The organism is Hymenobacter negativus (genome assembly GCF_016056375.1).
Taxonomy (GTDB): Bacteria; Bacteroidota; Bacteroidia; order Cytophagales; family Hymenobacteraceae; genus Hymenobacter; species Hymenobacter negativus_A.
Genome location: NZ_JAEDAE010000003.1, coordinates 126125 through 147222 on the forward strand (window position 1 = coordinate 126125; position 21098 = coordinate 147222).

The 21098-nt window shown below is 65.0% G+C and carries 20 protein-coding genes; 8 read left to right on the forward strand and 12 right to left on the reverse strand.

The features are described 5' to 3' along the window. Nucleotides 1-180: 180 nt before the first annotated feature. From mgrA to I7X13_RS08535, 3 genes are all read right to left on the reverse strand, one after another. Nucleotides 181-1173: an L-glyceraldehyde 3-phosphate reductase gene (mgrA, locus tag I7X13_RS08525; RefSeq protein WP_198075157.1), complete on the reverse strand. Its 993-nt coding sequence runs from the start codon at nt 1171-1173 to the stop codon at nt 181-183. 220 nt (nt 1174-1393) lie between these two features. Continuing rightward, entirely contained in the window at nt 1394-2479 is a 1086-nt protein-coding gene (gene fbaA, locus I7X13_RS08530) for a class II fructose-bisphosphate aldolase (RefSeq protein WP_198075158.1), read from the reverse strand. A 224-nt stretch (nt 2480-2703) separates the two neighbouring features. Next, nucleotides 2704-3117 carry a T9SS type A sorting domain-containing protein gene (locus I7X13_RS08535; protein WP_198067630.1) on the reverse strand — a complete coding sequence of 138 codons (414 nt, stop codon included), beginning with the start codon at nt 3115-3117 and terminating at the stop codon, nt 2704-2706. A 334-nt stretch (nt 3118-3451) separates the two neighbouring features. Here I7X13_RS08535 and I7X13_RS21730 point away from each other — a divergent pair, with 334 nt between their 5' ends. After that, nucleotides 3452-3583 (forward strand): hypothetical protein, encoded by a 132-nt coding sequence (locus I7X13_RS21730; protein WP_262895101.1) that lies wholly within the window; start codon nt 3452-3454, stop codon nt 3581-3583. Nucleotides 3584-3599: 16 nt separating this feature from the next. Here the strand turns inward: I7X13_RS21730 and I7X13_RS08540 are convergent, their stop codons facing one another. The 9 genes from I7X13_RS08540 to I7X13_RS08580 form a co-directional block, all read right to left on the reverse strand. Beyond that, complete coding sequence (locus I7X13_RS08540) at nt 3600-4208, reverse strand: tetratricopeptide repeat protein (protein ID WP_198067631.1); 609 nt, start codon at nt 4206-4208, stop codon at nt 3600-3602. Further along, nucleotides 4196-5383, reverse strand: coding sequence for a tetratricopeptide repeat protein (locus tag I7X13_RS08545; protein ID WP_198075159.1), 1188 nt, complete (start codon nt 5381-5383; stop codon nt 4196-4198). The genes I7X13_RS08540 and I7X13_RS08545 overlap by 13 nt, the downstream gene beginning before the upstream one ends. Then, a complete protein-coding gene (locus I7X13_RS21905) occupies nt 5380-7662 on the reverse strand; it encodes an urea transporter (RefSeq protein WP_198075160.1) in 2283 nt (760 codons plus the stop codon). The genes I7X13_RS08545 and I7X13_RS21905 overlap by 4 nt, the downstream gene beginning before the upstream one ends. 132 nt (nt 7663-7794) lie before the next feature. Further along, entirely contained in the window at nt 7795-9156 is a 1362-nt protein-coding gene (locus tag I7X13_RS08555) for a type III PLP-dependent enzyme domain-containing protein (RefSeq protein ID WP_198075161.1), read from the reverse strand. Between the two features lie 180 nt (nt 9157-9336). Further along, a complete protein-coding gene (locus I7X13_RS08560) occupies nt 9337-10422 on the reverse strand; it encodes an ATP-grasp domain-containing protein (protein WP_198075162.1) in 1086 nt (361 codons plus the stop codon). Between the two features lie 9 nt (nt 10423-10431). After that, nucleotides 10432-10725 (reverse strand): PqqD family protein, encoded by a 294-nt coding sequence (locus tag I7X13_RS08565; protein WP_198075163.1) that lies wholly within the window; start codon nt 10723-10725, stop codon nt 10432-10434. A 136-nt stretch (nt 10726-10861) separates the two neighbouring features. Next, nucleotides 10862-12772, reverse strand: a complete 1911-nt coding sequence (locus tag I7X13_RS08570) for a T9SS type B sorting domain-containing protein (protein ID WP_198075164.1) — start codon at nt 12770-12772, stop codon at nt 10862-10864. A 90-nt stretch (nt 12773-12862) separates the two neighbouring features. After that, nucleotides 12863-13060, reverse strand: coding sequence for a hypothetical protein (locus I7X13_RS08575; RefSeq protein WP_198075165.1), 198 nt, complete (start codon nt 13058-13060; stop codon nt 12863-12865). Between the two features lie 51 nt (nt 13061-13111). Continuing rightward, complete coding sequence (locus I7X13_RS08580; RefSeq protein ID WP_198075166.1) at nt 13112-14287, reverse strand: cytochrome-c peroxidase; 1176 nt, start codon at nt 14285-14287, stop codon at nt 13112-13114. Between the two features lie 305 nt (nt 14288-14592). Here I7X13_RS08580 and I7X13_RS08585 point away from each other — a divergent pair, with 305 nt between their 5' ends. From I7X13_RS08585 to I7X13_RS08615, 7 genes are all read left to right on the forward strand, one after another. Next, complete coding sequence (locus I7X13_RS08585; RefSeq protein WP_198075167.1) at nt 14593-15702, forward strand: sensor histidine kinase; 1110 nt, start codon at nt 14593-14595, stop codon at nt 15700-15702. Beyond that, nucleotides 15681-16484 carry a LytR/AlgR family response regulator transcription factor gene (locus tag I7X13_RS08590; protein ID WP_198075168.1) on the forward strand — a complete coding sequence of 268 codons (804 nt, stop codon included), beginning with the start codon at nt 15681-15683 and terminating at the stop codon, nt 16482-16484. The genes I7X13_RS08585 and I7X13_RS08590 overlap by 22 nt, the downstream gene beginning before the upstream one ends. Before the next feature lie 73 nt (nt 16485-16557). Next, nucleotides 16558-16782 carry a DUF1153 domain-containing protein gene (locus tag I7X13_RS08595; RefSeq protein ID WP_198067642.1) on the forward strand — a complete coding sequence of 75 codons (225 nt, stop codon included), beginning with the start codon at nt 16558-16560 and terminating at the stop codon, nt 16780-16782. A gap of 119 nt (nt 16783-16901) precedes the next feature. Next, nucleotides 16902-18641 (forward strand): circadian clock protein KaiC, encoded by a 1740-nt coding sequence (gene kaiC, locus I7X13_RS08600; RefSeq protein ID WP_198075169.1) that lies wholly within the window; start codon nt 16902-16904, stop codon nt 18639-18641. A gap of 47 nt (nt 18642-18688) precedes the next feature. Further along, a complete protein-coding gene (locus tag I7X13_RS08605) occupies nt 18689-19012 on the forward strand; it encodes a circadian clock KaiB family protein (protein WP_198067644.1) in 324 nt (107 codons plus the stop codon). Between the two features lie 8 nt (nt 19013-19020). Further along, nucleotides 19021-19377: a circadian clock KaiB family protein gene (locus tag I7X13_RS08610; protein WP_198075170.1), complete on the forward strand. Its 357-nt coding sequence runs from the start codon at nt 19021-19023 to the stop codon at nt 19375-19377. Continuing rightward, nucleotides 19370-21082, forward strand: a complete 1713-nt coding sequence (locus I7X13_RS08615; RefSeq protein WP_198075171.1) for an ATP-binding protein — start codon at nt 19370-19372, stop codon at nt 21080-21082. Before I7X13_RS08610 ends, I7X13_RS08615 begins: the two co-directional genes overlap by 8 nt. Nucleotides 21083-21098: the final 16 nt, after the last annotated feature.

Sequence of the window (21098 nt, forward strand, 5' to 3'; positions counted from 1 at the left end):
CGCCCCGGGCAGTTGGAAACCAGTAGTAATTCTGAACACCAAAAAAGCCCCGGCACTGCGCAGTGCCGGGGCCTCATCGCTTCTCTCACTGGTCAATGAGTCGGGCTTGGTGCCGGGACCGCACCGAATGCTCGATAGCAACCAATTGAGCACAAGCTGACCGGAAGTATGCAGACCGGATTAGTCCCTTAGAACCTTCTCAATCGTCGCCAACTCTTCCGCGCTAAACGTCAAATTCTCCAGGCAGCGGAGCGAGTCGTCCAACTGCTCGGGCTTGCTGGCGCCAATGAGGACGGACGTTACCCGCGCGTCTTTCAGCAGCCAGGCGAGGGCCATTTGGGCGAGGCTTTGGTTGCGGGTTTGGGCGAGGTCGTTGAGGCGGCGTACCTGGTCGAGGCGCGCGGGTGTGAGGTTGGTTGCGGTGAGGAAGCCTACGCCTTTGGCCACGCGCGAATCGTCGGGGATGCCGTGTAGGTACTTGTCCGTCAGCAGGCCCTGGGCCAGGGGCGAGAACGGGATGCAGCCCACGCCTTCGGTGCCCAGGAGGTCGAGCAGGCCGTCTTCGACCCAGCGCTCAAACATGGAATACTTGGGCTGGTGGATGAGGCAGGGCGTGCCCAGGTGGCGTAGCAGGGCGAAGGCTTCGGCAGCCTCAGTGGGCTTGTAGTTGCTCAGGCCTACGTACAGGGCCTTGCCCTGGCGCACAATGAGGTCGAGGGCGGCCATGGTTTCGGCCAGGGGCGTGTCGGGGTCGGGGCGGTGGTGGTAGAAGATGTCGACGTACTCCAGGCCCATGCGTTTCAGGCTTTGGTCGAGGCTGGAAACCAGGTATTTCTTCGAGCCCCATTCGCCGTAGGGGCCTTCCCACATGTGGTACCCGGCTTTGGTCGAGATGATGAGCTCGTCGCGGTAAGGCCGGAAGTCTTCGCGCAGGATGCGCCCAAAATTCTCCTCGGCCGAGCCAGGCGGCGGGCCGTAGTTGTTGGCCAGGTCGAAGTGCGTGATGCCTCGGTCGAACGCCCGGTGCAGGATGGCGCGGGAGTTGGCCAGCAGGTCCACATCGCCGAAATTATGCCACAGGCCCAGCGAGAGGGCCGGCAGTTTCAGGCCGCTGCGGCCACAGCGGCGGTAGGTCATTTCCTGGTAGCGGGTGGGGCTGGGCTGGTAAGACATGGCGGTTGGGGGCGTCTGTCATTGCGAGTGGAGCGCAGCGCAACGCGGCAATCCGTCCTGTTTCAATGTAATAAGCCCTGAAATGTAATGAACCTTCCGGCAATAATAAGCCCTGACGCCGTTGCTGGCGTCAGGGCTTATCACATTATCAGGCTGGTCGCTGAGAACAGGACGGATTGCTTCGGCTATGCCTCGCAATGACAGTCCCGCTCCGGCAAGACTAGTACCGGCGATTCATGCAGTTCAGGTCCTCAAACGCCGATTTCAGGCGGGCCAAGAACGACTCTTCGCCTTTGCGTAGCCACACGCGCGGGTCGTAGTATTTCTTATTGGGCGAATCGGCCCCGGTGGGGTTGCCAATCTGGCCCTGCAAGAAGCCTTCGTTCTTCACGTAGTAGTCCTTGATGCCTTCCCACAGCGCCCACTGCAAGTCGGTGTCGATGTTCATTTTGATGGCGCCGTAGCTGATGGCCTCGCGGATTTCTTCCTGGCTCGAGCCCGAGCCGCCGTGGAACACGAAGTCGATGGGCAGCGCCTCCTGGATGTTGTGCTTCTGGCGCAGGAACTCCTGCGAGTTGTGCAGAATCTTGGGCTGCAGCTTCACGTTGCCGGGCTTGTACACTCCGTGCACGTTGCCAAATGCAGCCGCGATGGTGAAGCGCGGGCTCACTTCGCTCAGCTGCTCGTAGGCGTAGGCTACTTCCTCGGGCTGGGTGTAGAGCTTGCTAGAGTCCACGTCGGAGTTGTCGACACCGTCTTCCTCGCCGCCGGTCACGCCGAGCTCAATCTCCAGCGTCATCCCGATTTTGGCCATGCGCTCGAGGTAGCGCTTGCAGATTTCAATGTTCTCCTCAATCGGCTCCTCCGACAAATCGAGCATGTGCGAGCTGTAGAGCGGCTGGCCGTACTGCTGGAAGTGCTTTTCGCCGGCCGTGAGCAGGCCGTCAATCCAGGGCAGGAGCTTTTTGGCAGCGTGGTCGGTGTGCAGAATTACGGGCACATCGTAGAGCTCGGCCATCAAATGCACGTGCTGAGCCCCCGAAATGCCGCCCGCGATGCTGGCCTGCTGCTTATCATTCGGCACCGACTTGCCGGCGAAGAACTGCGCGCCGCCGTTCGAGAACTGGATGATAACCGGCGAATTCACCGCCTTGGCGGTTTCGAGCACGGCGTTCACGGTGTTGGTGCCGGTCACGTTCACGGCGGGCAGGGCGTAGCCGTGAGCCTTGGCGTGCTGGAAGAGGGCCTGCACTTCGTCGCTGTGCAGCACACCGGCGCGCAGGCCGGTAAGGGTTTGGTCAGCCATAAAAAAAAGCTATGCGGCGGGGCCGCGGTGGGAGGTGAAGCAAAGTAAGCAACCGGACCGTCGCCCGCGGCGGCCCAACGGCAAAGTACGGGCGGCGCTGCCTAACCTGAAAGGTTTCGGCCAAACGAATGCGACCGCCGGCCCCGCAGCCAAAAAAAAGAGGCCGACCGTTGCAGCGGTCGGCCTCGGGCAGCACAAATCAGCCCACTCACTTTCAGTTGTCTTTATACAAGGGTCATTTGCTTCGCCTGTTGGAATATTCCGAACCGGCTGCTAACCTGCAGTCTGTAAATATAGTCGCCAGCCGGCAATCCCAAGCCCTCCAAGTTCAGCTTTATTGTTTGGGCACCGGCGCTACGGCCTTTGCGCACCACCCCGGCCATTTTGCGGCCCAACTGGTCGAACAAATCGAGATGAACGTCGGCCATAGTTGGCAGGGTGAAGGGGACGGTGGTTTCGCCGGTGTGCGGGTTGGGGTAATTCTGCCCCAGCACAAAAGGGCTGTCTGCAGTGCGCAGCACAACGGTTCCATCGCTGGTGCGGTGGTGCCAGGGCATGACATCGGGCGAAATGGCGCAGCCGCTGCTGGGGGCAGTGGCAACGTCGTAAGGGGTGACGTAGCCGGGGGCGTCGGTCATGGGAAAAGCAAGCAATGCGTGAGAAATAGGCAATAATGATGGTAGGGGATAGACTAGCAGCAAGCAACAGGCCAAAGATGGGCGACTAAGCGCGTGGTTAAGACTGGTAATCGACGGCTTAGTTTAAAAAGTCGATGAACATTAGCTCCATCACTCCCAATGGTTTTGCTTCAAGCCAGTGCTGCCGGGCGGCAGTCCGGAATGGGTGCAATAGGGCGATGGTCGGCGCGGCAGCCCGGCTGGCCGATTGGGTTTGAAGCCCCGGCTGCGGCCCTGCACCTTTGACGCAGCAAACCGGCCTGCCGGCGCTTTCCCTCACTCATTCCTTTTTACTATGCAGCGCTTCGAAGATGAGTTTGACACCCAACTCCGGTCGGTCCTGAAAGCCGATGAATACGCCAAGCTGCAGGCCCAACGGGTGGCTCAGCGCCAGGCCCGCCGCCCCGGTCGCCGGCCTCGCGCCTGATGCGGAGCGTCCGACACTAGAGGCGGCGCAGGCCGGCGGTGGCGGCGGCATCGCCGGGCCGGATGAGCAGGGCCTTGGTGTAGAGGGCGCGGGCCTCGGCTTTCTTACCGAGGTTGAGGTAGGCCCAGGCCAGCGAGATGTTGGAATCGTAGTCGAACGGGTAGAGGTTTACCACGTGCTCGAAGTACCGCGCAGCTTGGCCGTAAGCCTTGCGGTTGAGGTAAATGACGCCAGTCCAATAGTTGGCCTGGGTGTTCTGGGGGTCTACTTTGAGGATGCCTTCGTAGGTGGTCAGCATCTTCTCAATCTGGCCCAGCGCGTTGAGGGGCTTGATAAGGCCCAGCTTGGGCTCGATGGCGTAGGGGCGCTGCTCCACGGCTTTCTGGTAGTGGGCGGCGGCGGCGGGGTAGTTTTTGGCCAGGAAATAAAGCCAGCCCAGGCGCAGGTTCTGCTCGTAGGTGCCGGTGTAGACGCCCTTGATGGGCGCGATGGCCTCGGCGTAATCGGCCTTGGCCTCGGCGGCATAACTGGTGGCGAAGGCGGCAGACTGGTCCGGGGCCTGGGCGGCGGCCGGCACAGCATACACAAGGGCAGCGGTGGCGAAGGTCAGCTTTACCAGGTCCATGCGAGGGCGGTACTAAGGGATTGCAAGTTATACAGACGGCTGTCGATGGCGTCGCGGCGCTGTTCCAGGCCGTAGCTCAGGCGCAGGGAGAGCCGCTCGGGTAGCAAAATAAGCAGGCCGGCTCCGGTGCGGGCCCGCAGGGGGTCAAGTAGGTTGTAGACGTAAAGTCCGTCGAGCTCGGCCAGCACGGGCACCTGGCCCAGGCCGCCGTACACATCGAGCCACACGCGGCGGTGCAGCCGCCCGCCCGCCCCCAGCAGCCCGTGCGGAAAGCTGCGGCCGTTGGAGCGCACCAGGCTGGCCTGCCCGAAGCCGTAGAGGCGCAGGTTGCCGAGCGGGTACACGGTCAGGCGCAGGTCGGTTTGGGTGCGGGCCGTGTCGGTGAGGGTGCCGAAATAGTGGCCCACCTGCACCACATAGTAGGGGCGGGCGTAGGCCAGGGCCGCATAGCCGAGGTGGCTGGCGGGCGCTTCGAGACGGCCGAAGTCGCTGCGCAGGTAGTGGTAGCCGAGCAGGGCTTGCCAGCGCGGACCGAGCTGGCCGGCCAGCAGGGCGTGGTACTGGTGCTGGCGCACGGGGTATTCGTCGCCGCGCCCGCGCCGCTGGCGGTCGGGTAGCTCAATGTTCTGGCCGAAGTAGCTGAAGTTCTGGCTCAGGCCGAAGCGGGGGCTGAGGCGGGTGCCCAGGCCCAGGCGCAGGAAACCGGCCGGCCCCCGGTGCTCGTTACGGACCGACTGCCCGCTGGCCTCCACCTCTACCCGGCTCAGGAGCTGGAAACCGTTGAGATGCAGCGGCCGGCGGAGCGAGTCGGGCAGGCCGCAGGCCACCAGCGCGGCGCGGCCGGGCTGGTTGAGGCTGAGGTAGGCGAGGGCCAGCCCGTAGCGGGCGGTGGTGTCGATGGGGTTTTCGCGCAGGGCGCGGCCGTAGTGGCGGATGGCTACCGCCGGACGGTCGCGGGCCAGGGCGGCCTGGCCCAACCGGCGGCGCAGGCCGGGGTAGTCGAGCCCCAGCCGCAGCGCGGCACGCCCCACCGAGTCGAGCGCGGCCCAGCGGTACTGCCCGGCCAGGGCCTGGATGAGGCTGTCAGTGGCCTGATAATCGGGCACGGGGGCCTGGGCGCGGGCGGCAGTGGCCCCGGCCAGTAGCAGGAGCAGCAGGACAATAACTTTCCTCATGCGCCGGCTACTGTGCAGGTAAGGGTGAGGCTACCGGTGTCCCGACGCACGCGCAGCTCGGCCAGCCGGCCTTCGGCAAAAAGCAGCTCGGACGCCTGTACCTCGCGGGCGCGGCCGAAACCGGCTACCACCACGCGGCTGCGCAGGCGCACCGGCCCGCCGGGCCAGTGGCCGGCGGTGGCCGGCAATTCTTCGGCCCAGAAGGTGGGGCGCAGGAAGCGGTAGAACGGGGCCAGCACGTCCTGCGCCCACGTTAGGACGGGGCTGCGCACCACGGTCAGCGGAAATTCGTCGTGCACTACCTGCCCCGGTAGGCTGACCAACGGCACCCGGTAGGCGGCCTGGTAGAGCAGGTAAAGCCACGAGCTTTCATCGCCGTAGAAAGCCGTGCAGTAGAACACCGACTCATCGCCAGAGAAGTAGAGCACGGCCCCCGTGCGCTGGCAGCGCAGGTAGGCCAGATTATAAGCATCGGTGAACACTTCCCAGCGCTGGGCCGGGGCGGCGGGCGCGGCGGCATCGCGCACGGCCAGCGCGTAGCCGGGGGGCAGGCGCAGAGCCTGGCTCAGGGTGCGGTTGAAGGCGGGTGGACGGACCACTTCGCCCGCTGTGGGCACGGCAAAGTGGCGGAGCTGCGGCATTTTCGGTAAAACCGCTATGCTTTCCAACGTGTTGGATGCACCGTCCGATGCGTTGGAAACGCTTTCCACGACGTTGTAAACCTTTTGCCCTGCCTCGGCCACGAAGTACGCCAACGGGTACGCCACGGTGCGCGAACCGACGTAGGGCGTGGCCTGCACCTGGAAGTGCAGGTGCGGCTCGGGCGAGCGGCCCGAACTGCCACAGGTGCCGATGATGTCGCCGCGCCGCACGTAGTCGCCCACTTTCACCGGCACCGAGTGGGCACGCAGGTGCGAGAGCTGCGTGAACAGGCCCGGCGCGTGGCGCAGCACCACGGTATTGCCCCAGTTCTGGCGGGTGTTCACCTCGCCAATGGCGTTGTCTTCGATGTGTTGAATAACTTCCTCCACCACGCCGTCGGCGGGGGCCAGCACGGGCTTGTTGTAGGCATAGTAGTCGCTCAGACTGAGGCCGGAGCCGTGGTAGGTGCGTCCGTCGGCATCGGTGATGGCAAAGTCCAGGGCTTGGCCCCAGTCGCCGAGGTGGGTGGGGCCGCCGCTCAGGTAGCCCTGGGTGCAGGTCCACGCGCCCCGGAAGGGCAGCGTGAGGGCCACCGCGCCCTGGTGAGCCAGCCGCACCCGCGCCGTAGCGTAGGCGTAGAGGTTGCGCTCGGGCGAGTAGCGCTGGATGGGCGTGAGCTCCAGTCCCGCGCCCGGCCGCTCGCGCAGCAGCAGCACGTACAGAAACAGCAGCGCCGTGGCGCAGTAGGGCAGCGAAAGAGCCGGCAGCCCCAGCCTGTCAAGCACGGCCGTGAAGCCGGCCAGCGCCACCACCGTCACGGGCACGCTCAGCAAAGCCCAGCCGTAGCTGGCCGCCGATGGGATGACGAACACGCCGCCCACGGCCATGGCCGCCACCACGTAGTTGGCCCCCAGGTTGTAGTCCAGCGGCCCGCTGCCCGCCGGCCCGGTGAGCAGCACCAACCCATACGCCCCCAAAAAGCCTAGCACCGACAACGAAAACGCAATGCGCGAGTGCCACAGCAGCCCAGCCGCCAGCAGCAGCCCGGCCAGCGCGCTGTCCTGAAACAGCACCGCGCTCAGCGCGCGCAGGTAGGTGGCCAGTAGGGGCGGCCAGGGCCACTCGCCCACCCATTGGGCGGCCGCCACCAGCCGGGGGCCGCCCAGGGCGTAGGCCTCGTTCAGCCAGTAGGTGCTGCCCTCGGCCGGCGACAGGTGCAGCAGCGGCCCAGCCCCGAGCAGCAAAAGCCACACTGTGCCCACGAAGGGCAGCGACAGAAACGGTAGCCCCCGCCCGCCCAGCCAGCCGCCCAAGGCCACGCTCAGCAGCAGGGCCAGGCCCGCGCCCACCACCACCAGCCCCGCCAGCCCCCAGCCCGGCGCTAAGAACGAGGCCAGTGCCAGCCCCGTGAGCAGGGCGTTGAAGCTGTAGGCGCCGCTGTCGGTCCATTCCTTATTGAAGCCGCCCAACCGCGCCCCGGCCACCGCCAGGCAGGTGCTGGCCAGCCCCGCCGCCCCCACCACCGGGCGCCCGAACGACACCGCCAGCAGCACGGCCGCAAAGCCCCGGTGCTGCGAAAAGAACAGCATGGCGTAGCTGTGCAGCACGGCGCGGAAGAAGGAGTTGAGGGAAGGCATAGGAGCGTTGAGCGGTAGATTTTAACGGGTCGAGTAAAAAGGACCTGTCATCCTGAGCGCAGCGAAGGACCTTATCCCGGCTGCAACGGCCGATGGCAAGTTGTTCGAACGTGATAAAGTCCTTCGCTCCGCTCAGGATGACAAACGGGGCCCTGCCAGGTGCGCCGGCACCCGCTCCAGCTGCTGCAGGTACTCCAGCGTTTCGGCGGCTCTTATCAAGTGCACTGCGCCGGCCTCGTCCACCATCACCACGTTGGGCCGCAGGTTGATGAACTGCTGCCACTGGCTCATGTTGTAGGCGCCCACTTTGTGTACCACCACGGTGTCGCCGGGGGCGAGCAGGGGCAGGGCGATGCTATCGCGCAGCTGGTCGATGTTCATGCACAGCGGGCCGTAGAGCACGGTGGGCTCGGTGTGGTCGGAGAACTCGCGGGTGGGGCTGATGTGGTGGTCGTACCAGAAGGAAGTAAAGAGCAGGTTCACGCCGAAGTCGAGGATGGTGGCGCGGCGGCCATCGGCCAGGCGCTTGTTGGCCAGCACCGAGCCGATGAGCGAGCCCGCGTCGTCCACCAGCGCCCGGCCGGCTTCCAGCACCAGCAGCGGCAGCTCATCCGCAGGGAAGCCCGCGCCAAGCAGCACATTGGTGATGGTTTCGGCGTACTCGTCCAGCGGAGGCACGGTGTCGGCGGCGGGCAGATAAGCGCCCTTTAGGGTATTGGTAGAGGGGAAGCCGCCGCCCAAGTCCAGGTACTGTACGGCCGTGTGCAGCTCACGCTGGCAGCGGAGGGCTATGGCTGCCAGCTTGGTGGCCGCTGTGCCGTAGGCCTTCGGTTGGAGTACGTAGGTGCCGATGTGGCAGTGCAGCCCCACCAGCGCCAGCTGCCCCGAGGCCACTACGCGGCTCAGCGCCTGCCAGGCCTCGCCGTTTTCCAGGTTGAAGCCGAACCGGTCCCACTGCGGGTAGATGCCGGCGTCGAGGTTCACGCGCAGGGCCACGCGGGGCCGGGTGGCGCGGCCAACCGCCACGTCCAGCAGCAGGTGCAATTCATCGGCGTTGTCGAGGTGAATAACGGCATCGACTTCACACGCCCGCTCCAGCTCGGCTCGCCGCTTGCCGGGGCCGTTGAAGAGGATGTGCGGGCCGGGCACGCCGTTGAGCAAGGCCTTTTCCAGCTCCATGCCGCTCACCACTTCGGCCCATGCGCCCTCCTGGTGAAAGGTGCGGCACACGGCATTCAAATAGTTCGTCTTGTACGACCACGCCAGCTGTACCGCCGGGTAGCGCGTGCCAAACGCCCGCACGGCGGCCTGGTAGCTGCGCCGCAGCTGCCGCTCGCTCAGCACAAACAAAGGCGAGCCGAACCGGGCCACCAGCTCCGCCACGGGCACTCCATCGAGGGCCGTGGTGGGCGCGGCTCCGGCCCGCGGCCCAAACTTGTGCAGCGCGCCAGCCGTGAGCTTGCGGAGGGTGGGACGTTCGTAGGGTTGTTTCATGGGTGGGTAAGGAAACGCGGAGGCAAGGGTGGGAAAGAGTAAAACAACGTCTGTCATCCTGAGCGCAGTGAAGGACCTTATCACGGCCATACCATTTGCTATTACGGCCGAGCGTTCAGCGGTGATAAGGTCCTTCGCTGCGCTCAGGATGACAGGCTTTACTCCCTACTAAGCGTCGGCTCAAAGTTCGCCCAGCGCGGCTACTTGCTGGAATTCGGTGTGGTCGGTAATCAAGTCCCAAGCGTAGCGCACGAACATCTTGCCCACGGCGTAGTCCTCCATCGTGGGCACGGGCAGGCCCAGGGCCAGGCGGAGCAGGGCGGCGGGCTGGTTTTGGCCGGCGGCAGCCGTGAGGTAAATCCAGGCCGGGAAGCGGGGGTTGATTTCGAGAATCATCAGCTCATCGGCCGCCGTGCGAATCAGCTCCAGCTCGAAGCCGCCGCGCCAGCGGGTGGCCTCGGCAAAGCGGCGGGCCAGGGCCAGCAGCGCCTCATCTTCCAGCGTAATGCCCGCCCAGGCCTTGCCCCGGTCTGTGATGGTGAGCTTGCGCATGGGCACCACGCTCAGGGCGCGGCCGTGCCCGTCGCCCAGCCCGGCAATGTTGATTTCCTGCCCCGCCACAAACTGCTGTGCGATGAGCGGCACGCCCCACAGCCCGCTCAACCGCCCAAACGCCTGCTCGGCCTGCGCCAGCGAGTGCACCACGGCGGCGTCGTAGTAGCGGCCCTTCAGCACCAGCGGCCAGCCCAGCACCTCGGCGGCGGCGGTTAGCTCAAACGCACTGTGCAGCGGCCGGCTGGCAGGCGTGCCGAAGCCGTGCGCGGCCCCAAAGGCGGACAGGTTCAGCTTGTCGCGCGCCTCCAGCTGCTCCAGCGTGGGCAAGAACGTGTGGATGCCCAGCGCCCGCAGCTCGGGCGCCAGCTTAATGAAGTTGAACAGCTCGGCGTCGAAGTTGGGGATGAGCACGGCCACGGCCTCCCGCTCGCGGATGTGGGCCAGCCGCGCCAGCAGCGCCGCCGTGCCGGCCGAAGGGTAGGGAAGCTGGTAAGTCTTGTCAACCAACTCGCGGAGGTAGATGCCCGGCTCCAGCGCCTCGTAGCTCAGCCCGATGATGCGCAGGTCGAAGTCGGTGGTTTCGCGCAGGGCGCGGATAACGGCCACGCCCGGGCCGGGGCTGTCAGTGGCGTTGAGGCCGGTGACGGCCACGGTCAGGCGCGGGCGGGTTTCGGAAGTGGGAAGTGGGAAGCGGGAAGTGGGAGGCGGCATAGCGTCGGATTATTTTGCTTTGCCCATTGCCTGCTCCTCGCTCCCCGCTTCCCACTTCCCGCTTCCGTCCAGCAGGTTGAAGTCGCGCAGCTGGGCCAGCAGGTCGTCCCAGTCCTTTTCGAGCTGGCCGGGGGCCACATCGTAGCGCGTCAGAATGTCGGCCTTGATGGCCGCCGCATCCAGCCCGGCCTTGGCGCGGGCCAGGATGTCGGCCGCCAGCGGATTGGCCGCGAAGGAGTCGCCGGTGGCGGGATTGAAGATGAATCCGGCCTCGCTGGTGGCAATGTTGGGCTTGAGCTTCATGGGATAGGAAAAAGCAACCACAAAGGTGGCAAAGGATGTAGAGACGCGACACTTCGCGTCTCAGCGCAGGCCCCGCTGGAAACCCGTTCAGTGAGGAGACGCGAAGTGTCGCGTCTCTACCCCGTTCCGGAAACCGCTACGGAATCACCTCCACCCAGCCCTTGAACTTGCGGCCGTCGGTGTAGGTGGCCAGATAGTAATACAGCCCGCCCACGCCCTGGCCGCCCCACTGAAACCCTCGCTCCGCCGATGCGAATACCTCCTGCCCCCAGCGCGAGAAGATTTTGATGCCCGCAAACTTATTGTCGCAGAAATCCACCGGCAGGTCGGGCATGCGCAGAAAGTCGTTCTTCCCGTCGCCGTTCGGCGTGATGACGTTGGCCGGGCGGAAGGCCGCTACTTCGGCTACCGGCACCACTTCGAAGCGAATGGCCCGTTCCTGCGGGAGCGGCACGCAGGGACCGGTTTCGGTCAGCTTGAAGTGCACGACCAGGCCCCCGGCGGTACCCATTGCCGCCACGGCCGCGCAGGTGGGCTCCCACGCAAAGGTGCCATCGGCCTGCCCCGCACCGTTCTGCGCGGCGAACTGCATGCCCACGGCGGCCAGGTCGAAGCCCTCGCCGGTAGCAGTGAGGGCCAGGGCGTTGCGGTCGGCATCGGTGCCGGCCAGGGTAGCGGTGTAGTGCTGGCCCAGGGTCACGCGCACCACAGTGGGCGCGGCGTCGGCGGTGGAAGCCGGGGCGGGCGGGAAGCTGCTGGTGAGTACCGGGGCCGCGTTGGGGGCCTGCGTGGCGGTGAAGGCCACGCGCACGGTGTCGTGCTTGGGCAGGCTGCAGCCGTTGTCGGCCACGATGAGGTCGAGCAAATACACCTTGCCTTTGGTATCCGAGCAATCGGGGAAACAGAGGGTGGCGGTGAGCGTATCGGGCGCGCCGGCGGCCCGCACCGTGCCGCTGGTGCTGGTGGTGAAGGTGGGCGCGGGCACCGTGAAATTGACCGCCCGCGTGCTCATCGTGAGCACGGAGTTGGGGTCGGGGTCGGTGTAGCGGATGGTGAGGCAGCGGTTGCCGCCGGGCAGCAGGCGCAGCGTGTCGCGGCCGGGCCGGTAGAGCGCGGCGCTGTTGGCCGCGTGCACCTGCAGCTTTGGCGCCACGTTGGTGGGGCAGTTCAGCACATAAAGCTGAAAGTCGCGCCGCGTCTCGCCAATCTTCACGCCTTTGCGGTATTCTGAGCAGCGCACCCCAAACACGAACAAGCCCAGGCTGCTGGCTCGCACCGTGAGCCGGCCGGTGTGCGCATCAATCCCCAGCGCCGGAGTGCCCGGAATTTGGTTGGTGGCGCTCAGGCCCGGGTTCCAGGTGATGGGGGCGTAGGGCGCGGCGCTGGGCAGTGGCGCGGTGTTGCCCACGGCGGCCGTGGCGTGGCCGTTCAACGGCGTCACCATGTCGTAGATGAGGGAGTCGCCGTCCACGTCCTGCCCGCCGAAATCGTAATAAAACAACTCGCCCCGGCACGCATAGTCGCCCAGGGGCGGGAAAATGCGCGGCGTGGAGTCGATGAAAGCCGCGCCATTGCGGACGACGGCCGGAAATTCGAGGTAAAAGGTCTGGGCCGCGCCGCCGGGGTTCACAATGTTGCCGATGCTGATGTTGCGGCAGCAGCGCTCCACGGCCACGTAGTAGCCGCCGGGGTTGGCATAAGTGGCGGCGTCCAGGGTAATTTCTTTGGTGTACACCAGCTTGCGGGTGCTCAATGAGCCCACGGAGCAGGCCGGGTTGGTGTATTGCACGAAGGTGTTGGAGGTGAGCGGCAGCGTCACGTTCACCACGCGCTGGTTGGTGGCTTTTACAAAAATGCTGGCCACGAGGCTCGGGTCCAAGGCCTGCGGGTCGCCGTTGATGGCATCAAAATACAGGTTCAGGCTGAGCGTGTAGGTGCTGCCGGACTTGTATTGCAAATCCAGCTCGCCGCCCACAATGTGCGTGGCCGACGCCATCAGCGGCAGCAGCAACAGTAGCAGAAGACCAAGCGAGCGGAGCGTTTTCATGGTGATAGTGAAGATAATAAATAGGACGGCGGCAACCTAAGAACCTCACCCCACGGCCGAGACCGGGAGATGAGGTTCTGCTGCGCCGGATTAGTTAGCGCCCGTGCCGGTGCCCGTACCCGTGGTGGTCGTGGTCGTGGTCGTCGGCGTGGTGGTGGTCGTCGTCGTGGTTTTTTTAGTGCAGCCGCCGTTGGGGCTCACGTTTTCTTTCTCGCAGCCAGAAAAGCTGCTCATGGAGCACAGCAGCGCAGCAGCACTGGCAAAGCGTAGGAAGTTGGTAACGCGCATAAAAGTTGGTTGGGGAAAAAGGTTGAAAAATGGAGACTGATGAAAGGAAGGCTAGTGGATATTGCCGCCCACGGCCAGGCCGCTGGGCACGGCGGCGGGCACGGTGCGGTCGTAGCTGGCGGCGGTGAGCGACTGCAGAAAGGCGATGATGTTCTGCGGGTTGGTCACGCGGCCGGGGAATAGCGGGTCGCGCTGGCCCACGCTCACGTGCGGGTTGGCCGAAGGTGCCTGGCCGCCACGGCCGGGGTCGTAGAAATTGAGCACGGCCTGCAGGTTGGGCAGCGTGCCGCTGTGCATGTAAGGCGCAGTGAGGGCCACGTTGCGCAGGCTGGGCGTGCGGAAGGCGTAGCTGCCGTTGGCGCCCGCGTCAGAAGCCGGGTTTTTGGTGTTGTCGGCCACGCCGAGCACGTGCAGCTGGTAGTCGCTGAGCATCGGCCCGCTGTGGCATTTGGCGCAGCCGCTGGTCACGAAGTCATTCAGTCCCTGCACCTGCTGGGCCGTGAGGGCGCTCTTATCGCCGCGCATGTACTGGTCGAAAGGCGAATCCGCGGCCACCAGCGTGCGCTCGAAGCAGGCCAGGGCCTTGCCGATATTGGCCGCCGTGATGGGCGTGGCCTCGGCGAAAGCCGCCCCGAACAGCGGCCCATACGCCGCAATGCCGCGCAGCCGCGCCACCACCGAATCGAGGGCCACGCCTTCGGCGTATTGGTGGCCGCGCATCTCCTCCAGCGTGGCCACGGGCATCAGCGACTGCGTTTCGAGCGACTGCGCCCGCAAATCCCAGAACATGGCGGCCGTGGCGGGCTGGTAGTTGCCATCCGTAGCCATGCCGTTGAAGGCGGTGTTGAGGACGGTGGGCGTGTTGCGTTTGTTGAAGGGAAAATCGTTGGGTGCGCGGAAGTGGCGGGCGGTGCCCAGGCCCTGCCCGTTGCTGCCAATGGCCAGGTCGAGGGCGTCGGCGTAGCCGCTGGCGGGGTGGTGGCAGCTGGCGCAGCTCACGTCCTTGCCGCCCGAGAGCACGGGGTCCCAGAACAAGGCGCGGCCCAGCGCGATTTTGGCCGCGCTGCTGGGGTTGTTGGCCGGAGCCGCTGCCACCTGCGGCAGCGCCGTGAGCGTGGCCAGCTCGGCGGCATTGGGCGTGGCGGGCTGTTTCTGGCAGGCCACTACCACCAGTAGCGCGGCAGCGGCCACCATCGAAGCAACGCGGGGCAGTAGAGACGAGGCCATGAAAAAGCGGGAGGAAAGCGGAGTTGAAACAGCCAGTTTGCGGGCCACGGAAGCGGTGGGACTGATTCAAATTTGCAGGCCTTCTATAGGCTGGTCAAACTGCAATCGGCGAGTCACTATCCGGCATCGCCCATTCGCCCGTTTCGCTCCCCAGACGGCATAGTCTCCAACCGACTTTACCCTGCCGCGCCCGCCAGCGGCCCAAAGTGCCGACTGGGCGATACCCGGGCCCGGCTGGCCGATGCAAGGCCCGGGCACCCAAGCCGCCGTTGTAGCTTGCGAAGCAATTCCTTTTCACCACTAATATGGCGTTACCGCTACTCCGTTCGGCTTCCACCCTGCTGCTGCACGCCCTGGTCTGGGGCCTGGTGGCGGTGCTGCTGTGGGCCCAGCAGCCCGACTACCCCGGCCCCAAGCCCACAGAGTTCTGGCTGACGCAGGCCGTGGTGTTTGGCCTGCTGGTGGGCGTGTTCTACCTGAATGTGCTGTGGGCTGCACCGCGCCTGCTGTATGATGGCAAGGCCTGGGCCTACGTGGCGTTGAATGCTATCCTGGTGCTGGCGGTGCTGGCCATCCATCAACAGGTGGAGCAGCGCCTGGGCGTGCCCGAGCTGGTGGCCACCGCCCGCGAGGCCGTCCTCAACCCGCCCAACCCGTGGTCGGGGCCGCGCCCGCACCCGCAGCTGGGGCCCGAGGAAGGCCGCCCGCTCTTCAACACCGGCGTGCTGCTGATTACGCTGCTGGTGCTGGGCATTGCAACCAGCCTGGCAGCCATGCAAAAGGGCCAGCGCGACGCCGAAAGCCGTCTGGAGCTGGAGCGCCGCCAGGTAGCCACCGAGCTGAGTCTGCTCAAAGCCCAGATTAACCCGCACTTCTTCTTTAATACGCTCAATAACATCTACGCCCTCACGCTGGTCGACGCCGACCAGGCCCGCGCCGCCCTGCACCGCCTCTCGCGCATGATGCGCTACGTGCTCTACGAGTCGCCCGCCGGCCACACGCGCCTGAGCCAGGAAATCAGCTTCCTGCGCGATTACATTGAGCTGATGCACCTGCGCCTGACCAACAAAGTGCAGGTCCATTTCGAGATGCCCGACCCGCTCAGCCCCGACCCCTTCATCGCGCCCATGCTGTTTCAGCCGTTTGTCGAGAATGCGTTTAAGCACGGTGTGAGCGCCACTGCGGCCAGTCGCATCACCATCGAGCTGCGCCAGCCCACGGCCCACGCCGTCGAGCTGTGCGTGCGCAACACCGTATTTCCCGACCGGCCCGCCGATGACGACGAGCCCGGCGGCATTGGCCTGGCCAACACCCAGCGCCGCCTCGATTTGCTCTATCCCCACGCCCACACCGTGCGCGTAAACCCCCGCAATGCCGCCAACGAATACGAAGTATGCCTGCACCTGAATCTGTAACGCCCGCCACTGCCGCCCCGTTCGTCATCAACTGCGTGGCCGTCGACGACGAGCCCCTGGCCTTGGGCCTGGTCTGCTCCTTTATCGAGCAAACGCCTTTTCTGCGCCTTGTGGGCCGGCACGAAAGCGCCGTGGCCGCCCTGCGCTCGCTGCACGAGCGGCCCGATGCCCAGCTGCTGTTTCTCGACATCAAGATGCCTGACCTGAGCGGGCTGGAGCTGGCCAAGGTGCTGCAGCACGGCCCGCGCGTCATCTTCACCACGGCCTTCAACCAGTACGCCCTCGAAGGCTTCCGCGTCGATGCGCTGGACTACCTGCTCAAACCATTCGACTACCAGGAATTTCTGCGGGCGGCCCTCAAGGCCAAAACCTACTTCGAGATGAAGCAGGCCAGCGAAATGCCCGCGCCCACAACCACCACCCCGCCAATCCACCTCCCCGCCAATCCACCACAACCAGAAGAAGACCACATCTACCTCAAAGTGGAGTACCAGCTGGTGCGCGTGCCGCTGGCCGATATTGTGTACGTGGAGGGCCTGAAGGACTACGTGAAGGTGCACCTGGCCACCCAGACGCGGCCGCTGCTCTCGCTCACCAGCCTGCGCGGCATGGAGGAAAAGCTGCCCGCCAGCAAGTTTTTGCGCATCCACCGCAGCTACATCGTGGGGCTGGGCCACATCCAGTCGGTGGGGCGCGGCACGGTGCAGATTGCCGGCGAAACCCTGCCCGTGAGCGACGGCTACCGCGAGGCTTTCGACCAGTTTTTCAGCCGCTGGAAATAAACTTTGGCGCGGCCCGACAATCCGATTAAGCTTCACGCTGCGTTAATATTTGCCGTCCTATCTTGCCTGAGCTATGAGCGAGAACCAGCCCGACTTCTTCGATACCGACGGCCGCCCTGCGCCCGCCGATGCGGCCGCCGAAACCGCTGAGCGCAAGCTCAAAGTGTGGGCCGTGCTCAACGCCGTGGAGCAGGGCCTGATGGCCGCCGACGAAGCCTGCGCCGCCTACGGCATCAGCCCGGCCGAGCTGGAAGAGCACCGCGCCGGCTGGCTCGATTTTGAAGCCGGCAGCCGCTGATGGGGCATAGGTTTGGAATCAACGGTTGAGGTTTGTTGTCTGAAAGCCCGGCTATGCATTGCGCATAGCCGGGCCTTTTTGTTTCAGCCATTACCTTTATCGGTTCATAGCGTTTCTTCATGTCTGCACATTCTCCCGCCGCTGCCCACGCCCTGCCCCAGCTGCCCAAGGCCCCCACGGGCATCGAGGGCCTCGACGAAATAACCGAAGGCGGCCTGCCGCTGGGCCGCCCCACGCTGATTTGCGGCAGCGCCGGCTGCGGCAAAACCCTGATGGGCATCGAGTTTCTGGTGCGCGGCGCGCTGGAATTCAACGAGCCGGGCGTGCTCATGGCCTTCGAGGAAACGGCCCCCGAGCTGGCGGCCAACGTCACGTCCCTGGGCTTCGATTTGACGGACTTGCAGGAGCGCAAACTGCTGCGCCTCGACCACGTCCACGTCGACCGCTCCGAGATTGAGGAAACCGGTGAATACGATTTGGAGGGCCTGTTCATTCGCCTGGGCTACGCCATCGACAGCATCGGGGCCAAGCGTGTGGTGCTCGATACCATTGAGGCGCTGTTTGCGGGCTTCCCGAACCAAGCCGTGCTGCGCTCGGAAATCCGCCGGCTGTTTCACTGGCTCAAGGAAAAGGGCGTGACTGCCATCATCACCGCCGAGCGCGGCGACGGCTCGCTCACGCGCCAGGGCCTGGAAGAGTACGTGTCGGACTGCGTGATTCTGCTCGACAACCGCGTGATTGACCAGATTACCACCCGCCGGCTGCGCGTGGTGAAGTACCGCGGCAGCACCCACGGCACCAACGAATACCCCTACCTCATCACCGCAAACGGCATTTCGGTGCTACCCGTTACCTCGCTGCGGCTCGACCACGCCGTGTCGAGCCGCGTGGTGTCGACCGGCATTCCGGCCCTCGACGACATGTTTGGCCTGCGCGGCTACTACGAGGGCAGCAGCGTGCTCGTCACGGGCACTGCCGGCACCGCCAAAACTACGCTGGCCGCCAGCTTTGCCGACCAAATCTGCCGCGACGGCGGGCGCTGCATTTTCTTTGCTTTTGAAGAATCGCCGGCGCAGCTGCTGCGCAACATGGCGTCCGTCAGCATCAATCTGCAGGCGCACCTCGACGCTGGCCGGCTGCTCATCGAAGCCGCCCGCCCCACCCTCAACGGTCTGGAGCAACACCTCGTAACGCTGCACCGCTTGGTGAAGGAGTTCCGGCCCACGGCCGTGGTCATCGACCCCATCACCAACCTCATCACCGTGGGCAACCTGAATGAGGTGCGCAGCATGCTCACCCGCCTCATCGACTTTCTGAAAGTAAATGGCATTACGGCCTTGTTCACGGCGCTGGTGAGCGGGCGCGGCCTGCAACAGGAAATGACCGACGAGGGCGTGTCGTCGCTGGTCGATACCTGGATTTCGGTGCGCGACCTGGAAGGCGTGGGTGAGCGTAACCGCGGCCTGAGCATTCTCAAATCACGCGGCATGGCGCACTCCAACCAGGTGCGCGAATTCCTCGTGACCAGCCACGGCATCGAGCTGCTCGATGTAGTGCTCGGGCCTACCGGCATCGTGACCGGGGCCAGCCGCCTGGCCCAGCAGATGCAGGAGCGTGCCGAAACCCTGGCCGTGCAGCAGGAAGCCGAACGCCGCGACCGCGAGGTGGAGCGCCGCCGCCGCGTGCTGGAAGCCAACATTGCCAACCTGCGCACCGAGTTTGAGTCGGTGGAGGAGGAGCTGCGCCAAATCAGTGCCAACGAGCAGAGCCGCCGGCAAGCCCTGCTCAGCGGCCAGCAGCGCATCGCGGCCGCCAACCCGCCGGCCCCAGGTGCCCCCACCGCCGAAAGCGGCCAGTAACCTAAATCCCCGGAATGCCGTAGCATCCCATTGCACCACCCGTTTTTATGGCAGAAGTAGCTGCAGTTGAGTTAGAAGAAGGCTTTCAGGAAATGTGGGAACTGCGCTTGTACGTGGCCGGCCAAACGCCCAAGTCGGTGACGGCCCTGGCCAACCTGAAGAAGTACTGCGAGCAGCACCTCAAGGGACGCTATAAAATAGAAGTGGTTGACCTATTGGTGAATCCGCAGCTGGCCGAAGGCGACCAGATTCTGGCCATTCCCACGCTGGTGCGCAAAGTGCCCGAGCCCATCCGCAAAATCATTGGCGACCTCTCGAACGAAGAGCGGGTGCTGGTCGGTCTCGACGTGCGCCCGGTTTCGAGCAAATAACTGCGCCCATGGACCCTTTTACGGACCCCCTGGCCCCGCCGGAGCCCGCCAGCCCCGAGTACGTGCTGCACCTGTTCATCACGGGGGCCACGCCGAACTCGACGCGCGCCGTGCGCAACATCAAAGACATTTGCGAGCAGTACCTGAAAGGGCGCTACGAGCTGCTGATTGTGGATATTTACCAGCAGCCCGACCTGGCCCAGCGCGAAGACCTTATCGGCGTGCCCACGCTCATCAAACGCAGTCCAGGCCTGGTCCGCCGCTTGGTGGGCGACCTCTCGGATTGGCCGCGGGTGCTGAAAGCGCTGGGCATCACGCCATCCGGGGACGAAGCCACGCCGGACGAAGCCACGCCCTATGAGTGAGTTTGAGCCCACTGCCGCCGAACTGGCCCGGGCCAACGAAGAGCTGCGCGAGCAGCTGGAGGAAGCCCACGAGCTGATTCACGCCATCCGGACGGGGGCCGTGGATGCGCTGGCCGTGCAAAGCGCCGAAGGGCCGCGCATTTTCACCCTGCAAGGGGCCGACCAGAGCTACCGCACCCTCATCGAGCAGATGAACGAGGGCGCGCTGCTGCTGGCCGAAGACGCCACCGTGCTCTACTGCAACGCCAGCCTGGCCGACCTGCTGCGCTGCCCCCTGGCCGAGGTGATGGGTCGCAGCTTTGACGAGTTTGTGCCGCCGGGCTTCAAGCAAATTTGGGCGGCCTTGATGCTCAAGGGCTGGGCGGGCAAAAGCCGGGGCGAGCTGCCGCTGCGAACCCAGACCGGGGTGCTGCTCCCGTTTTCGGTGTCGATGAACGTACTGGAATTCAACGAGACGCCGGTGCTGGCCGTCATCGTTACCGACCTTTCGGCGCAGCGCGAAATCACGGCCATTCGGGCGCAGGTGGCCGAGCAAAACGCGCTGCTTGACCGCAAAAACGAGGAATTGAAGCGCGAAGAAGCCGCCCGCCTGGCCGGCGAGCGCGCCGCCGCCGAAGCCAGCCGCGTGCTGGAAGGCATCCCGCAGATTGCCTGGACGGCCAACCCGCAAGGCTTCAACACTTACCTCAACCGCCGCTGGTTCGACTACATCGGCCGGGAAAATGCCGTGGGCTCGGACCAGGGCTGGGACGCGCACCTGCACCCCGACGACCGGCCCGCCTCGGGGCAGCGGTGGCGGGAGTGCCTGGCCTCTGGCGAGCCGTATGAGGTGGAGTACCGCTTCCGCAACCGCGCCGGCGACTACCGCTGGATGCTGGGCCGCGCCCTGCCTTCGCGCAATACACAGGGCGAGATTATCCAGTGGATTGGTACCTGCACCGACATTCACGAGCAAAAGCTGGCCCTGGAGCGCATCGACCAGGCCCAGCAGCAGCTGCGCGACAACAACGAGCAGCTCACCCGCGCCAACGTCGACCTCGACAATTTCATCTACACCGCCTCGCACGACCTCAGGGCGCCCATCAGCAACATCGAAGGCTTGCTCGATGCCCTGCTGCTGGAGCTGCCCGCCGCCACGACCCAGAGCGAGGAAGTGCACCCCCTGCTCGACCTGATGCAGGACTCGGTGAACCGCTTCAAGCGCACCATTGAGCACCTGACGGAAGTATCGCGGCTGCAAAAGGAGCACGGCGGCCTGGCGGTGCCCGTCGACCTGGCAGCCGTCGTTCACGACGTGCGCCTCGACCTAGAGCCGGTTATTCAAAGCACGGAAGCCAGGCTGGACGTGGACGTGCAGGCCACCACGGTGCTGTTTTTGGAGAAAAACCTGCGCTCGGTGGTGTTCAACCTGCTCAGCAATGCCCTGAAGTACCGCGCCCCCAACCGCTCACCGCACGTGCGCCTTCGCACCTGGACCGAAGCCGGCGGCGTGGTGCTGGAAGTGAGTGACAACGGCCTGGGTCTTGATGCGGCCTACACCGACCGGCTGTTTGGCATGTTTCAGCGCTTCCACGACCATGTGGAGGGCTCGGGCATTGGCCTGTACATGGTGAAGAAAATGGTGGAAAACGCTGGGGGCCGGATTGCCGTAAAGTCGACGCTGGGGGTGGGCAGCGTGTTCTCGGTGTACTTCACTAACCAATAATCGTTGCTGCTTCCGG